This window comes from Pantoea latae, assembly GCF_002077695.1.
Taxonomy (GTDB): domain Bacteria; phylum Pseudomonadota; class Gammaproteobacteria; order Enterobacterales; family Enterobacteriaceae; genus Pantoea; species Pantoea latae.
On the sequence record NZ_MWUE01000008.1, the window covers coordinates 84879 to 101092 of the forward strand.

The window sequence follows — 16214 nt, forward strand, 5'->3', positions numbered from 1 at the left end:
TCGGCACGCGCCGATAGTGACGCGCGCAACGCTTTTGTTATAACTGCGCCGACAGATAACAAGAGGTGACTCAAATGAAAAAAACTGCACTGCTTTTAAGCGTCCTGTTAGGGATGCCGCTGCTGGCGAGCGCCAATGCGCCGCATCACGACAACGCACCGGGCGTCAGCGTCCATATTGGCGACCGCGATCATCGCGGCTACTACTGGGACGGCTTTGACTGGCGCGCGCCGACCTGGTGGAAAGCGCACCATGGCCGCAACGTCGGGCTGAAAGGGCCGCACGGCTACTGGAACGGTAACGGCTGGCAGGCGCAGCGCCCGGGCCACGACAAGCCCGCAGCGAAGCGCGACAGTGCGCCGCGTCACGACGCCCAGGCGCATAACGATCGCGAGCCGGTGCCGCCGCGTCCTGACCACGGTTGATCTCCTGTGCGGCGCCTCTCGGCGCCGCCTACGCCAGCCTTTCTTTTTTCGCCAATCTCTCTACAATCAAATCTCTGTTTTCTCAGCGAATCCTCAATTATGTCCTTGCTGGAGCAGCTCGCTCATCAGGCGGATCGTCGCAGCCAACGCGCGATAGCGGCGTTGAGCCTTCTCTTGCTGGCCCTGATTATTCTCAGCCTGTGCGCGGGCGATAGCTGGATTGCGCCGTCGCGGTGGCTCAGCGACAGCGGCCAGCTCTTCGTCTGGCAGCTGCGCCTGCCGCGCACGCTGGCGGTGGTGCTGGTCGGCGCGGCACTGGCGGTGTGCGGCGTGGTCATGCAGGCCTTGTTTACCAATCCGCTGGCGGAACCCGGTCTGCTCGGCGTTTCTAACGGCGCGGGCGTCGGGCTGGTGCTGGGCGTGCTCTTCGGCAGCGGCTCGCTCTGGAGTCTGAGCCTGGCGGCGATGGCCGGCGCGCTGCTGATTACCCTGATCCTGCTCTATTTTGCGCACCGTCAGCTCTCGGTCACGCGCCTGCTGCTGACCGGCGTGGCGCTGGGCATTATCTGCAGCGCTATCATGACCTGGGCGGTTTACTTCAGCACCAGCCTCGATCTGCGCCAGCTGATGTACTGGATGATGGGCGGCTTTAGCGGCATCGACTGGCGCTACGGCTGGATGATGCTGGCGCTGCTGCCCGTAACCGGCGGGCTGATCGCCACCGCACGCGTGCTGAACCTGCTGGCGCTGGGCGAAACCTCGGCGCGGCAGCTCGGCCTGCCGCTTTTTTTCTGGCGCAATATTCTGGTGCTGGCGATGGGCTGGCTGGTGGGCGTTAGCGTCGCCATGGCGGGCGCCATCGGCTTTGTTGGCCTGGTGATCCCGCACCTGCTGCGGCTGAGCGGCATCAGCGACCACCGCTATCTGCTGCCCGCCTCGGCGCTGGCTGGTGCCGGCGTGCTGCTGGCGGCCGACATCCTTGCGCGCCTGGCGCTGACCGCGGCGGAACTGCCCATTGGCGTGGTGACCGCCACGCTGGGCGCGCCGCTGTTTATTGCGCTGTTAGTTAAATCAACGCGCTAGCTGCGGCTGGCGTATCTGCATCCACAACAGGAGAGTGCTATGAGCCTTTATCAAACCGAACTGACCACCATCGACGGTGAAAAAACCACGCTGGAAGCGTGGCAGGGCAAGGTGCTGCTGGTGGTGAACGTCGCCTCAAAGTGCGGCCTGACGCCGCAGTATGAGCAGCTGGAGGCGCTGCAGCAGCGCTATCAGGCGCAGGGTTTCAGCGTGCTGGGCTTTCCCTGCAACCAGTTCCTCGAGCAGGAGCCCGGCAGCAATGACGAAATCAAAACCTTTTGCAGCACTACCTACGGCGTCTCGTTTCCGCTGCTGGCCAAAGGGGACGTCAACGGTGAGGCGCGCCATCCGCTCTATGCCCAGCTGATCGCGGCGCAGCCGGAGGCGCTGCGTCCGGAAGGCAGCGGCTTCTATGAGCGCATGGCAAGCAAAGGCCGCGCGCCGAAAGCGCCAGGCGATATCCTGTGGAACTTCGAGAAGTTCCTTATCGATCGTCAGGGCAACGTGGTGCAACGCTTTGCGCCCGATATGACGCCGGACGACGCCCTGATCCAGCAGAGCATTGAGCAGGCGCTGGCGCAGTAAAGGATGCTGAGCCTTAAGGACGCCGCCGTTCCGGGACGGCTGGCGTCATTCTCCGCCGAGGTGGCCACCGGCACGCTGCTGCATCTGGTCGGGCCGAATGGCGCAGGCAAAAGCAGCCTGCTGGCTCTGATGGCGGGCCTGCTGCCGGGCGAAGGGGAGATCCGTCTGTGCGCGCGTCCGCTGAGCGCCTGGCGTGCTCCGGCGCTGGCGCGGGCGCGCGCCTGGCTGCCGCAGCAGGTCGCGCCGGGCTTTATGCCGGTCTATCACTACCTGCGTCTGCATCTGGGTGACGCGCCGCCGGACGCGTCGGTGGCCGCGCTGCTTGAGCAACTGCAGCTGCAGGACAAACTGGCACGTCCGCTGACCCAGCTGTCGGGCGGCGAATGGCAGCGCGTCAGGCTGGCGGCGGTGCTGGCCCAGATCGATCCGTCGCGTAATCCCGACGCCCGCGTGCTGCTGCTGGACGAACCGATGACGGGGCTGGATATCGCGCAGCAGCAGGCGGTTCACTCTCTGATCGTCGAACGCTGTCGCGCCGGGATTGCCGTAATCGCCAGCAGCCACGATCTTAACCACACGCTGCGCCACGCCGACAGCGTCTGGCTGATGGCGCAGGGCAGGGTCGTCGCGCAGGGCGCGGCAGAGGCGATCATGACGCCAGCGCGCCTCAGCGACCTCTACGCCATTCCTTTCCGCCAGCTGGAGCTGGATGGCCGACCGCTGCTGACCGCGCAGCCCTGACGGGCGCCGCTTGCCAGGCCGCGCGCCTGACGCTAGAGTGTGGCCGTTGCGACTAACGGAGAGTGTGCGCGAATGCGGATGGGCGTGTTATTACTGGTGCTAATACTGGCAGGATGCAGCAGCCATCGCGCGCCGCCGGTGAACGGGCGGCTGTCGGACAGCATTATGGTCGTGGCGCAGCTCAACGAGCAGCTGGGCCAGTGGCGCGGCACGCCCTATCGCTACGGCGGCATGAGCCGCGGCGGCGTCGACTGCTCCGGCTTCGTCTATCTCACCATGCGCGACAAATTCGACCTGCAGCTGCCGCGCAGCACGCGGGCGCAAAGCGACATCGGCACGCGCATCAGCAAGGCAGATCTGCAGCCGGGCGATCTGGTATTTTTCAAAACCGGCGCGGGGGAAAACGGCCTGCACGTCGGCATCTACGACAGCGACAACGCCTTTATTCACGCCTCGACCAGCCAGGGCGTCATACGCTCCTCGCTGGACAATCAGTACTGGCGCAAAGCGTTCTGGCAGGCGCGCCGTATTTAAGCCAAATGCGCGCGCGGCCCTGACGCCGGCGGGAAAATAAAGGCGCAAAAAATGCGCCGCAGGATAACTCTTATTTAAAATGGCACTTTACGCTGCTGAAAAATAATTATATCAATAGGGCGAGTCGTTAATATCAAGGTAAACGCTATTTCACGGCATCGTTATTTGGCTTAGGGATCTAAGGCAGCGGCCAAAGCGCAATTTAACGGCAAAGATGTCCATCTCTTCCCGCGTTTGGTGCTATTGCCTGCCCGATTTCGATGATATACGATGCGCCAGTCGCCACTTTATCTGGCTGTAAAAATGAAAGTTCATATATCGGCCGACTATCAGTCGGAAATTTGGTTTTATCCCGCCTGCACAATAAGCGGGCAGCTGGTGGCCGTAGAGCTGGTCAGCCAGTTTGTGCACGACACGGCGCCAGTGACCCTGCCGCAGGACTTGCTGTTGCCGCAGCTCAATGAAACGCAGAGGCTGCGTCTGCTGCAGCGCCAGATTGCCTTACTGGAACAGCATTACGCCTTTTTTGATCAGAACCAGGTTCTGGCTTTTATGCGCATTGACGAACATCTGGCGCAAACGCTGCTGGCAAGCGAATTACTGATACGCAAAATTAAGCAGCTACCATTTTTATTACTCGATCTCAGCGAAACGTTTCCGCAGCTTTTAAACGGCGTAAATGACCCGCTAATATCCGCGCTAAAACAACAGTTCCGTTTATCATTATCGCATTTCGGCGCGGGCAAATCCTCGACCCGCGCGGTCTACGATAATCTGTTTGACTGCATTAAACTGGATAAAACCTTTATTCAGGCGCTGGCGAAACGCGCCTCTTTCCAGCCCTTTATTCAAAGCATCGTCGATAACTTTCGCAGCCATACGCAGCTGATGATTATTTGCGGCATTGACGACCGCAATCTGCTGGATAAAATCGCCACGCTGCCGGACGCCGTGATGCAGGGCGCGCTTTTTCCGCCGGTCAAAGCCGAGGCGCTCAACCGCCTGATCGCGCGCGAATGCTGCGCGCCTGACTAAGCCCGCCTGTTGTAATCGCCTGCCCGCCACTATACTTGGCGCTATCCCGCCGTAGCGCGTCTGCGCGGGACGATCCCTGTCCTGTTTTCACAACGACGACGGCCCTGAACGCCACTGGCCGCCGCTCGGGAGAGTCTATGCTGTTTGATAATAGCTGGCAGCGCGAGCTGCCGGGTTGCTATACCCCTCAGTCGCCGACCGCGCTTCAGGGCGGACGCCTGTTCTACCACAACGTGCCGCTGGCGCAGGCCCTGAACCTTGATGCAGCACTGTTTGCCGGCGACGGTCACGGCGTCTGGCACGGCGCCGCGCTGCTGCCCGGCATGCAGCCGCTGGCGCAGGTTTACAGCGGACATCAGTTCGGCGTCTGGGCCGGCCAGCTGGGCGACGGCCGCGGCATTTTGCTCGGTGAACAGCGTCTCTCTGCCAGCCGCAAGGTGGACTGGCACCTCAAAGGCGCAGGGCTGACCCCTTACTCGCGCATGGGCGACGGACGCGCGGTGGTGCGCTCTACGGTGCGGGAATTTCTCGCCTCGGAGGCGCTGCATCATCTTGGCATTCCCACGACGCGTGCCCTCGCCATCGCCATCGGCGACGAGCCGGTCTATCGCGAAACCCCGGAGCGCGGTGCCACCCTGATGCGCATCGCTGAAAGCCATCTGCGCTTCGGCCATTTCGAGCATTTTTTCTATAACCAGCAGCAGGAAAAGGTCACGCAGCTGGCGGACTATGCGCTGCGCCATCACTGGCCGCAGCTGGTCGACGAGGCGGATAAATATCTTTTATGGTTTACCGACGTGGTGGAGCGCACCGCGCGTCTGATTGCCCAGTGGCAGAGCGTTGGCTTCGCGCACGGCGTGATGAATACCGATAACATGTCGCTGCTGGGACTCACCATCGACTACGGCCCTTACGGCTTCATCGACGACTATCAGCCCGGCTTTATCTGCAACCACAGCGACTATCAGGGACGCTATAGCTTCGAAAATCAGCCGATGATCGGTTTGTGGAATTTGAACCGGCTGGCGCATGCGCTCTCCGGCCTGCTGAGCGTCGATCAGCTCAAACAGGCGCTGAGCCACTATGAGCCGGCGTTGATGCAGGAGTGGGGCGAGCGGATGCGGGCGAAGCTGGGCTTCACCCAGGCGGACAGCGGCGATAACGCACTGCTGGTGGATCTGCTGGCGCTGATGGCGCAGGAGCGCAGCGACTATACCCTGACGTTCCGCCTGCTGAGCGAGACGCAGCAGGCAGAGGCGCGTTCGCCGCTGCGCGACGAATTTATCGATCGCAACGCGTTTGACGGCTGGTATCAGCGCTATCGTGCGCGATTGCAGCATGAGGGCATCAGTGACGCGGCGCGGCAGCAGGCGATGAAGGCAGTCAATCCGGCGCTGGTGCTGCGTAACTATCTGGCGCAGCAGGCGATCGACGGCGCGGAGCAAGGGGAAAGCGGGGCGCTGGCGAGGCTACATCAGGCGCTGCAGCAGCCGTTTAGCGACGAAACGGCCGCTGAGTATCGTCAGCGGCCGCCGGACTGGGGAAAAACGCTGGAGGTGAGCTGCTCCAGCTAGCGGCTCAGAAACGGCTATTTACCGCCTCGGCCAGCAGCGCCAGCACCGCTTCGCTGTCCTGCCAGCCGAGGCAGGGATCGGTAATCGACTGGCCGTAAACCAGCGACTCTCCCGCAACCACCTTCTGATTACCCTCTTCGATAAAGCTTTCGATCATCACCCCCGCCACCGCGCGTGAGCCGGCGCGGATCTGCTGCGCCACCTCTGCCGCCACCTCTTTCTGACGACGATGCTGCTTCAGGCAGTTGCCGTGGCTGAAGTCGATCACCAGCTGTTCCGGCAGGCTGAACTCGCGCAGGCTGGCGCCGGCGGCGGCCACGTCGTCGGCGTGATAGTTCGGCGCTTTGCCGCCGCGCAGAATAACGTGACCGTGCGGGTTGCCGCTGGTCTGATAGATGGTCATCTGACCGGTTTTGTCCGGCGAGAGAAACATATGGCTGGCGCGCGCGGCGCGGATCGCATCCACCGCAATGCGCACGTTGCCGTCGGTGCCGTTTTTAAAGCCCACCGGACAGGAGAGCGCAGAGGCCATCTCGCGGTGGATCTGGCTCTCGGTGGTGCGCGCGCCAATGGCGCCCCAGCTGATCAGGTCGGCGATAAACTGGCCGGTGACCATATCGAGGAATTCCGTCGCGGTGGGCAGCCCAAGGCGGTTGATGTCGAGCAGGATCTGGCGCGCCAGGCCGATGCCGCGGTTGACGTTAAAGCTGCCGTCCAGATCGGGATCGGAGATCAGGCCTTTCCAGCCCACGACGGTGCGCGGCTTCTCAAAATAGGTGCGCATCACGATTTCCAGGCGGTCGGCGTAGCGTTCGCGCAGCGCGTTGAGCCGCTGCGCGTAGTCCAGCGCCGCGCGCGGGTCGTGCAGCGAGCAGGGACCGATAATGACCAGCAGACGCGCGTCTTCGCCGGTCAAAATGCGGGCGATGCGCTGACGCGCCCGGGTAACGTTCTCCGCCACGTCGGCGGAAAGGGGATGTTCAGCGGCTAACGCGGCAGGCGTGATCAGGCTGCCGATGCGTGCCGTACGCAGTTCATCAGTTTTGTTCATGAGGATCTCGAAAGCTTTTCTTCGCAGCGGTGACATACCGGGAAGTGATGGTGATCACAATAAATTATTAGCCTGCGAATGCAACCCTATAAACTGAAATGGATTTTTAGCGGACGGCAGCGGCGGTTTACAACGCGCTGCCGTCGGCGGCTCAGTACATGCGGCGCGTCAGGCCCATAATGTCGAGTATCTTGGTGGCGATCTCCTCCACCGAATAGTTGGTGCTGTTGAGATAGCGGATCTGATGGGTGCGAAACAGCGCTTCAACCTCGCCGACCTCAAGCCGACACTGGCGCATCGAGGCGTAGCGGGTATTTTCCGCCCGCTCCTGACGAATGGCGGCGAGCCGTTCCGGATCGATGGTCAGCCCGAACAGCTTGTTCTGAAACGGACGCAGCGCGGCGGGCAGCTTCAGGTTGTCCATATCGTCGGCGATAAAGGGGTAGTTGGCGGCGCGAATGCCGAACTGCATCGCCAGGTAGAGGCTGGTGGGGGTTTTGCCGCAGCGCGATACCCCCAGCAGGATCACCTGCGCATCCTCCAGCCCGCGCAGCGAGATGCCGTCGTCGTGCGCCAGGGTGTAGTCGATGGCGGCGATGCGCGCGTCATACTTGCCCAGATTACTGGCGTCCAGCCCGTGGGTGCGGTGCGCGACCGGTGCCGGCGCCATGCCCAGCTCCTCCTGCAGCGGCGCCACCAGCGCCTGGACGATATCCTGACAAAACCCTTCGCTCTGCATAATGATGTCGCGCACTTCCGGCGTTACGATGGAGAAAAACACCAGCGGCCGCACGCCGCTTTTCTGGTAGAGCGCGTTAATTTGCGCTTTCACCGCCTGAGCGCGCTGCACGTTCTCGACAAAGGGCAGCGTCAGGCTGTTAAATCCCACCGGAAACTGCGACAGCACGGCGTGGCCCAGCACTTCGGCCGTGATGGCGGTGCCGTCTGAAATATAAAAAACGCTTCTTTCGCTGCTCATGGCGTTATCCTGTTGCGGAAGAGGAGATCGATTACGTTAGCAGTTTTAGCCGATTGGCTTAAACAAAATAAAAAATCCATAGGTGACTTTTATGAATTTTTTGTTTTTTCGTGATTAACCTCGCGTATAAGAGCGGCGTTAAATAGTGAAATGGTGTTTTATTTCCTCTTTTTTCCGGCCGGGTTTGTCGGGAACGGGAAATAAGCCCGCGTGGCGTTGCGCAACAAAAAAAGCGCGTTAAGCTGATGAAATATAGACTAAACCAATAACATCATGCAGTTAGCGTAAAATAGCCGCTTTGCGCAACAGGCAAAATTTATCGGAATAATTCCTAATTTGTCTGTTCTTCTCCGCTTTAACGATTCAACACTTAGTCTTTAATTGCGCGTTGTGCCAGGCTGATTTTGCGAATAGCAAAATGTTCCATGTGCCCATTCATTCTTAAAAGGATAATCTCGATGTCCATTACAGGCGAACAGCCGTTAGTGCTCTGGTATAACCAGCTTGGCATGCATGATGTCGATCGCGTGGGGGGAAAAAATGCCTCTCTCGGTGAAATGATTACGAATTTGTCGTCGCTGGGCGTCTCTGTGCCCAACGGATATGCGACCACATCTTACGCCTTTAATCAGTTCCTCGATCAGAGCGGCCTGAACCAGCGCATTTACGATTTACTGGACAAAACCGACATTGACGATGTGGATCAGCTGGCGAAAGCCGGTAAGCAGATCCGTCAGTGGGTGGTGGATACTCCGTTCCAGCCCGAGCTGGAAACGGCTATTCGCGAGGCTTACGCGCAGCTCTCCTCTGATGATGCGGAGGCGTCGTTCGCCGTGCGCTCCTCCGCCACGGCGGAAGATATGCCGGACGCCTCTTTCGCCGGTCAGCAGGAGACGTTCCTGAACGTGCAGGGCTTTGACGCGGTGATGATCGCCGTGAAGCACGTTTACGCCTCGCTGTTTAACGATCGCGCTATCTCCTATCGCGTGCACCAGGGTTACGACCATCGTGGCGTGGCGCTGTCGGCGGGCATTCAGCGTATGGTGCGTTCCGATCTCGCCTCGTCAGGCGTGATGTTTACTATTGATACCGAATCGGGCTTCGATCAGGTGGTGTTTATCACCTCCGCCTTCGGCCTCGGCGAAATGGTGGTGCAGGGCGCGGTCAACCCGGACGAGTTTTACGTGCACAAGCCAACGCTGGCCGCCGATCGTCCCGCTATCGTGCGCCGCAATATGGGCTCGAAAAAGGTGCGCATGGTTTACGCCGACTCCCAGTCGCACGGCGAACAGGTGCGTATTGAAGACGTGCCGGACGTCGAGCGCGACCGCTTCTCCCTGAGCGATGAAGAAGTAGAGGCGCTGGCGCGCCAGGCGGTGCTGATCGAGCAGCACTACCAGCGCCCGATGGATATCGAATGGGCCAAAGATGGCCATACCGGCAAGCTGTTTATCGTTCAGGCGCGTCCGGAAACCGTGCGCTCCAACGGCCAGGTGATGGAGCGCTACAACCTGCAGGGCAAAGGCAGCGTGGTAGTGGAAGGCCGCGCCATCGGCCACCGCATCGGCGCCGGCGAAGTGAAGGTGATCCACGACATCAGCGAGATGAACCGCATTGAGAAAGGCGACGTGCTGGTGACCGACATGACCGACCCGGACTGGGAGCCGATCATGAAGAAAGCGTCGGCGATCGTCACCAACCGCGGCGGACGCACCTGCCACGCGGCGATTATCGCGCGAGAGCTGGGCATTCCAGCGGTGGTCGGCTGCGGCGACGCCACCGACCGCCTGAAAGACGGCAATAAAGTCACCGTCTCCTGCGCCGAAGGCGATACCGGCTATGTCTATAACGATCTGCTCGACTTTGAAGTGACCAGCTCGCAGGTAGATGAAATGCCGGCGCTGCCGCTGAAGATTATGATGAACGTCGGCAACCCGGACCGCGCGTTCGACTTCGCCTGCCTGCCGAACGAGGGCGTTGGCCTGGCGCGTCTGGAGTTCATTATCAACCGCATGATCGGCGTGCACCCGAAAGCGCTGCTGGAGTTTGATCAACAGACGCCAGAGCTGCAGCAGCAGATCCGCGCCATGATGAAAGGCTTCGACGATCCGGTTGAGTTCTATATCGCGCGCCTGACTGAAGGGATCGCCACGCTGGGCGCCGCCTTTGCGCCGAAGCGGGTAATTGTGCGCCTGTCGGACTTCAAATCGAACGAGTACGCCAATTTAGTCGGTGGCGAGCGCTATGAGCCGGAAGAAGAGAACCCGATGCTCGGCTTCCGCGGCGCGGGCCGCTATGTGGCAGACAGCTTCCGCGACTGTTTCGCGCTGGAGTGCGCCGCGGTGAAGCGCGTGCGTAACGAGATGGGGCTGACCAACGTTGAAATCATGGTTCCCTTTGTGCGCACCGTGGACCAGGCGCAAGCCGTGGTCGAGGAGCTGGCGCGTCAGGGGCTGAAGCGCGGCGAGAATGGGCTGAAGATCATCATGATGTGCGAAATTCCTTCGAACGCCCTGCTGGCCGAGCAGTTCCTTGAGCACTTCGACGGCTTCTCTATCGGCTCGAACGATATGACGCAGCTGGCGCTGGGGCTGGATCGCGACTCCGGCGTGGTGTCGGCGCTGTTCGACGAACGCAACGAGGCGGTGAAGGCGCTGCTGTCGATGGCGATTCAGGCGGCGAAGAAACAGGGCAAATATGTCGGCATTTGCGGCCAGGGGCCGTCCGACCATCAGGATTTCGCTGCCTGGCTGATGGAGCAGGGCATCGACAGCCTGTCGCTGAACCCCGATACCGTGGTGGAAACCTGGCTGTCGCTGGCGGAAATCAGCTAGCGCGCCAGCCGCATTGAGTCATGCCACTAATAAAAGGCCAGCGCTGCTGGCCTTTTTACATTAATTCGGCCAAAAAAAAAGCCCATCACAGGGGATGGGCAAAGACTACACACAGCAATTCTTTACTTTACTCAGGGGAAAAAGGTTGTTTAAAAATCAGTAGGTTGATTTCAAACATAGGCATCATGTTATTCACCGCGCCGCCCTGAGTCTTTAAGAATCCTCTTATTAGTTTAAAGCCAGTAAACTTTTGTCACCTCTTTTACGCGAAAAGTCGGGTAAAACAGTGCGAAAAATAAACTATTCGCCGCTGATATGCGGCCTCATGGCCGAAAACTGCGTTTTTTCTTAAAAAGCGCTAATGGAAAAAAATATTACCGTGACGCAAATGCATCGGGGCGGTTAACCGCCCCGACGCTGGTTCAGGAAGGGAGATGCTCTTCATCGTGATCGGACAAAATCTCCACCACGCTGGCAAGATCGCCCTCAGGCGGCGGCGGGGTTTCATGCATCCAGACGGAGACCAGACGATAGGAGACCGCCAGCACCACCGGCCCGATAAACAGACCAATCAGGCCGAACGCTACCAGCCCACCGATGACGCCGGAGAGGATAAGGATCATCGGCAGATCCGCGCCCATGCGGATCAGCATCGGGCGCAGCACGTTATCCAGCGTGCCGACCACGCAGCTCCAGATCAACAGCACCGTGCCCCAGGTGGTGTCGCCGCTCCAGTAAAGCCAGATAATGGCGGGCACCAGCACGATCAGCGGCCCAATCTGCACCAGGCAGCAGAGGATCATCAGCACGGTGAGCAGCGTGGCGTAGGGGATGCCGGAGAGCGCCAGCCCAATGCCGCCCAGCACGCCCTGCACCAGCGCGGTCACCACCACGCCGAGCGCCACGGCGCGGATCGCCTGACCGGCCAGCAGCACCGTCGCGTCGCCGCGGCGCCCCGCCATGCGAAAGGCGAAGTGGCGGATGCCCTGCGCCGCCTGTTCACCGCGCCAGAACAGCAGGGCGCTAAACAGCAGCATGACGCCGAGGTGGATCATCAGCCGGCCGAAGTGGCCCGCCTGAGCGACGAAAAACCCGGTGGTGCGGCCGACGTAGGGCTGCAGCTTCGCCATAATGGCGGAGCCGCCGCCCGCGATCAGCTTATGGTAGCTGGAGAAGAGCTTGTCGCCGATGGCCGGAATATCATTCAGCCACAGCAGCGAGGGCATCTCCATATGGCCCTGAGTCGCCCAGGCGATAACGGGGGCGCTGTTGTCGATCAGGCTGTTGACCAGCAGCGCAATAGGAATAATAAACAGCAGCAGCAGCAGCAGGGTCATTACCACCACCGCCAGCGAGCGACGGTTCCACAGCAGCCGCTGCACGCGCAGCATCAGCGGCCAGGTCGCGATCACCACCATGCTCGCCCAGGCGAAGCCCAGAATAAAAGGTTGAACAATCCAGATACAGGCGACGATCATCAGCAGGATAAACATCAGCGTAAAGAGCATCTGCGGCATATCCGTGGAGCGGTGCAGGTTTTTCATAACAGAGAACGACCTCTAATAATCCTTCATTAAGGGGCAATCAGGCCCGGTTTAATGATGAGCTATTTTGTCCGCTTTAAACAGAGGCGAAAGAGGCGCTTTTTCCCTTTCCTGAAAAAACAGCGAGCGTGAAAAAAATGTGTTAAAACGGAACGTTCAGACAAAACAAGCAACGCAAACGTTTACAACATCCTGGTCTCTCAATAATGATCCCACAGATTTCTCAGGCGCCCGGCCTCGTTCAACGGGTGCTGACATTCCTCGAGGCGCTCAAGGCGCAGGGTTTCACCGGCGATACCGCCACCAGCTATGCCGACCGCCTGCTGATGTCCACCGATAACAGCATCTATCAGCTGCTGCCGGACGCGGTGCTCTTTCCGCGCTCCACCGCCGACGTGGCGCTGATCGCGCGCGTGGCGGGTGAGGCGCGCTTTAATGAACTGGTTTTCACGCCGCGCGGCGGCGGCACCGGCACCAACGGCCAGTCGCTGAATCAGGGCATTGTGGTGGATATGTCGCGCTACATGAACCGCATTCTGGAGATTAATCCGGAGCAGGGCTGGGTGCGCGTCGAAGCGGGCGTGGTCAAAGATCAGCTCAACGCCTGGCTGAAGCCCTACGGCTTGTTCTTCTCGCCGGAACTCTCTACCAGCAACCGCGCCACGCTGGGCGGCATGATCAATACCGACGCCTCTGGCCAGGGATCGCTGGTTTACGGTAAAACCTCCGATCACGTGCTGGGGCTGCGCGCGGTGCTGCTGGGCGGCGATATTCTCGATACCCGGCCGATGGCCGCCGCGCTGGCAGAGACGCTGGCGCAGAGCGCGACGCCGGAGGGGCGTATTTATCAGCAGGTATTGACGCGCTGCCGCGAGCAGCGCGCGCTGATCCTGGAGAAATTCCCCAGGCTCAACCGCTTCCTGACCGGCTACGACCTGCGCCACGTCTTTAGCGACGATATGCAGACCTTCGATCTGACGCGCATTCTGTGCGGCGCGGAAGGTACGCTGGCCTTTATCACCGAGGCGCGGCTCGATATCACCCCGATCCCGAAAGTACGTCGCCTGGTGAACATCAAATATGACTCGTTCGACTCTGCGCTGCGCAACGCGCCCTTTATGGTGGAGGCGCAGGCGCTGTCGGTTGAAACGGTCGACTCGAAGGTGCTTAACCTGGCGCGGGAAGATATCGTCTGGCATTCGGTGCGCGAGCTGATCGCCGACGTGCCGGATAAAGAGATGCTTGGCCTGAACATCGTCGAGTTTGCCGGCGACGACGGCGCGCTAATCGAACAGCAGGTCTCCTCGCTCTGCGCGCGGCTTGAGGCGCTGATGGCGCAGCGTCAGGGCGGCGTGATCGGCTACCAGCTCTGCGACGACCTCGACGGCATCGAGCGTATCTATAACATGCGCAAAAAAGCGGTGGGCCTGCTGGGCAACGCTAAGGGCCGCGCCAAGCCGATCCCTTTCGTCGAGGACACCGCCGTGCCGCCGGAGCACCTTGCCGACTATATCGTCGATTTTCGCGCGCTGCTCGACAGCCACGGCCTGAGCTATGGCATGTTCGGTCACGTCGACGCGGGGGTGCTGCACGTGCGCCCGGCGCTGGATATGTGCGATCCGCAGCAGGAGATGCTGATGAAAACCCTGTCGGATGAGGTAGTGGCGCTGACCGCCCGCTACGGCGGGCTGCTGTGGGGCGAGCACGGCAAAGGCTTCCGCGCGCAGTACAGCCCGGCCTTTTTCGGCGAAACCCTGTTCAATGAGCTGCGCCGCATCAAGGCGGCGTTCGATCCCGACAACCGCATGAACCCCGGCAAGATCTGCACGCCGCTCGGCAGCAACGAGCCGATGATGCAGATAGACGCGGTGAAGCGCGGCAGCTATGACCGCCAGATCCCGCTGACGGTGCGCAGCGACTGGCGCGGGGCGATGGAGTGCAACGGCAACGGCCTCTGCTTTAACTTTGATGCGCGCAGCCCGATGTGCCCGTCGATGAAGATCACCCGCAACCGCATTCATTCGCCGAAAGGGCGCGCCACCCTGACGCGCGAATGGCTGCGCCTGCTGGCGGAGCAGGGCGTCGATCCGCAGCAGCTGGAGAAGCAGCTGCCGGAAAACAGCCTGTCGCTGCGGGCGCTGATTGGCCGGGTGCGCAACAGCTGGCACGCCAGCAAAGGGGAGTATGACTTCTCTCATGAGGTGCATGAGGCGATGTCCGGCTGTCTCGCCTGTAAGGCCTGCTCAACGCAGTGCCCGATCAAAATCGACGTGCCGGACTTTCGCGCGCGCTTTTTACAGCTCTACCACACGCGCTACCTGCGTCCAGTAAGCGACCATCTGGTGGCGGCGGTGGAGAGCTACGCGCCGCTGATGGCAAAGGCGCCAAAGACCTTTAACTTCTTCCTGAAGCAGCCGTGGATGCGCGAGCTGAGCAAGAACCATATCGGCATGGTCGATCTGCCGCTGCTGTCGTCGCCGTCGCTGAGAAGGACGCTGAGCGGCCATCCGGCGATGAACATGACGCTGGAGCAACTGGAGGCGCTAAGCATCGAGGCGCGCGCCGACACGGTGCTGGTGGTGCAGGATCCTTTCACCAGCTTCTACGAGGCGCAGCTGATCGCCGATTTTATCCGCCTGATTGAAAAGCTCGGCCTGCGGCCGGTGCTGCTGCCCTTTATGCCCAACGGCAAGGCGCAGCACGTGAAAGGCTTTCTGCAGCGCTTTGCGCGCACCGCCGGCAAAACCGCGGACTTCCTTAATCGCGTGGCGAAACTCGGCATGCCGATGGTCGGCGTCGATCCGGCGACGGTGCTCTGCTATCGCGACGAATATAAGCAGACGCTTGGCGATAAGCGCGGCGATTTTCATGTGCAGCTGGTGCATGAGTGGCTGCGCGACGTGCTGAGCGCGCGCGCCGCGCAGCCGGTGAGCGGGGAGAGCTGGTATCTTTTCGCGCACTGCACCGAGGTGACGGCGCTGCCGAACACCCCGAATCAGTGGCAGGAGATCTTCGCCCGCTTCGGCGCGAAGCTGGAAAACATCAACGTCGGCTGCTGCGGCATGGCGGGCACCTACGGCCATGAAAGCAAGAATCTCGACAATTCGCTGGGTATTTATGGGCTGTCATGGCATCCACAGCTGCAGAAGCTGCCGCGTCAGCGCTGCCTCGCGACGGGCTTCTCCTGCCGTAGCCAGGTGAAAAGGCTGGAGGGCAATGGCATGCGTCATCCGCTGCAGGCGCTGCTGGCATTAATGTAACGAAATTGTGCGCGACGTCACGACGCGGCTGGATTAGAATATCCAGCCCGCGTGACGCACGAAGTCGCTCTGCAGCGCGGTGGCTTTGTCCCACTCCCCGACCAGCGCCAGCTGATGGCACAGGCGGGTGAGCGAGAGGCGCGCCAGCTGATAGGCCTGAATGCGGAACAGCCGATCGCGTTCGCTATTGCCCATCTCCTGCACCAGACGATGATGCAGTTTGCCCATGGCGTGCAGGTAGCTTTGATCGTCTCCGTTGATCTGGCAGATTTCCGCCATATCCAGACAGGTGTCGTTAAACTGACGCAGCTGATGAATGGTGCAGTCGGCCCGGTTGAGCTTTGCCTGCGCCATATAGAAATCAACGGTAAGATCGCGCACCGAGAATTTATAGTCGTCGATTTTGTGCTGTAACCAGGCGGAGACGGAAAGCGTCATGGCGCCACCTCAAATGGTTAATGATAATAATTATCATATTCAACTGGATGAGGATTGCAATTGCGCAGGGCGAAAAATTTAATGATTTACTTAGCCTGTTAATAAAATCGGCAACAACAATCCCCAAAGGT

General features: G+C 60.4%; 13 protein-coding genes and 1 other RNA gene. 9 read left to right on the forward strand and 5 right to left on the reverse strand.

What is annotated here, in order from left to right; translation table 11 throughout:
* Positions 1-74: 74 nt before the first annotated feature.
* The 7 genes from B2J69_RS05890 to B2J69_RS05920 all read left to right on the forward strand — a co-directional run bounded on the left by B2J69_RS05890 (position 75) and on the right by B2J69_RS05920 (position 5977).
* Complete coding sequence (locus tag B2J69_RS05890) at positions 75-425, forward strand: DUF2502 domain-containing protein (RefSeq protein WP_081137307.1); 351 nt, start codon at positions 75-77, stop codon at positions 423-425.
* A 99-nt stretch (positions 426-524) separates the two neighbouring features.
* The gene (gene btuC / locus B2J69_RS05895; RefSeq protein WP_081137309.1) at positions 525-1508 is read left to right on the forward strand and encodes a vitamin B12 ABC transporter permease BtuC; all 984 of its coding nucleotides are present in this window, start codon (positions 525-527) and stop codon (positions 1506-1508) included.
* Positions 1509-1547: 39 nt separating this feature from the next.
* Positions 1548-2093, forward strand: a complete 546-nt coding sequence (locus tag B2J69_RS05900; protein WP_081137311.1) for a glutathione peroxidase — start codon at positions 1548-1550, stop codon at positions 2091-2093.
* Positions 2094-2096: 3 nt separating this feature from the next.
* Positions 2097-2834, forward strand: a complete 738-nt coding sequence (btuD, locus tag B2J69_RS05905) for a vitamin B12 ABC transporter ATP-binding protein BtuD (RefSeq protein ID WP_081137313.1) — start codon at positions 2097-2099, stop codon at positions 2832-2834.
* A gap of 72 nt (positions 2835-2906) precedes the next feature.
* Positions 2907-3368: a C40 family peptidase gene (locus B2J69_RS05910; protein WP_081137315.1), complete on the forward strand. Its 462-nt coding sequence runs from the start codon at positions 2907-2909 to the stop codon at positions 3366-3368.
* Between the two features lie 303 nt (positions 3369-3671).
* On the forward strand, positions 3672-4403 hold the full coding sequence (locus tag B2J69_RS05915) for an EAL domain-containing protein (RefSeq protein ID WP_081137318.1): 732 nt from the start codon (positions 3672-3674) through the stop codon (positions 4401-4403).
* A 137-nt stretch (positions 4404-4540) separates the two neighbouring features.
* Complete coding sequence (locus B2J69_RS05920; RefSeq protein WP_081137321.1) at positions 4541-5977, forward strand: protein adenylyltransferase SelO; 1437 nt, start codon at positions 4541-4543, stop codon at positions 5975-5977.
* 4 nt (positions 5978-5981) lie between these two features.
* On the opposite strand, the gene B2J69_RS05925 is transcribed toward B2J69_RS05920, so the two are convergent.
* Both B2J69_RS05925 and ppsR read right to left on the reverse strand, forming a co-directional pair.
* Positions 5982-7028, reverse strand: a complete 1047-nt coding sequence (locus tag B2J69_RS05925) for a 3-deoxy-7-phosphoheptulonate synthase (protein WP_081137324.1) — start codon at positions 7026-7028, stop codon at positions 5982-5984.
* Positions 7029-7179: 151 nt separating this feature from the next.
* Entirely contained in the window at positions 7180-8007 is an 828-nt protein-coding gene (gene ppsR, locus B2J69_RS05930) for a posphoenolpyruvate synthetase regulatory kinase/phosphorylase PpsR (RefSeq protein WP_081137326.1), read from the reverse strand.
* Between the two features lie 458 nt (positions 8008-8465).
* Here ppsR and ppsA point away from each other — a divergent pair, with 458 nt between their 5' ends.
* Entirely contained in the window at positions 8466-10841 is a 2376-nt protein-coding gene (gene ppsA, locus B2J69_RS05935) for a phosphoenolpyruvate synthase (RefSeq protein ID WP_081137328.1), read from the forward strand.
* Between the two features lie 70 nt (positions 10842-10911).
* Here ppsA and rprA read toward each other — a convergent pair.
* Positions 10912-11019, reverse strand: an RNA gene (rprA, locus tag B2J69_RS05940) — antisense sRNA RprA.
* A gap of 244 nt (positions 11020-11263) precedes the next feature.
* Entirely contained in the window at positions 11264-12385 is a 1122-nt protein-coding gene (gene ydiK, locus B2J69_RS05945) for an AI-2E family transporter YdiK (protein ID WP_081137330.1), read from the reverse strand.
* 206 nt (positions 12386-12591) lie between these two features.
* Between ydiK and ydiJ the strand changes: the two genes are divergently transcribed.
* Positions 12592-15645 carry a D-2-hydroxyglutarate dehydrogenase YdiJ gene (ydiJ, locus tag B2J69_RS05950; protein WP_081137332.1) on the forward strand — a complete coding sequence of 1018 codons (3054 nt, stop codon included), beginning with the start codon at positions 12592-12594 and terminating at the stop codon, positions 15643-15645.
* 33 nt (positions 15646-15678) lie between these two features.
* Here ydiJ and B2J69_RS05955 read toward each other — a convergent pair whose 3' ends face one another.
* Positions 15679-16083, reverse strand: a complete 405-nt coding sequence (locus B2J69_RS05955) for a hypothetical protein (protein WP_081137334.1) — start codon at positions 16081-16083, stop codon at positions 15679-15681.
* Positions 16084-16214 lie beyond the last annotated feature (131 nt).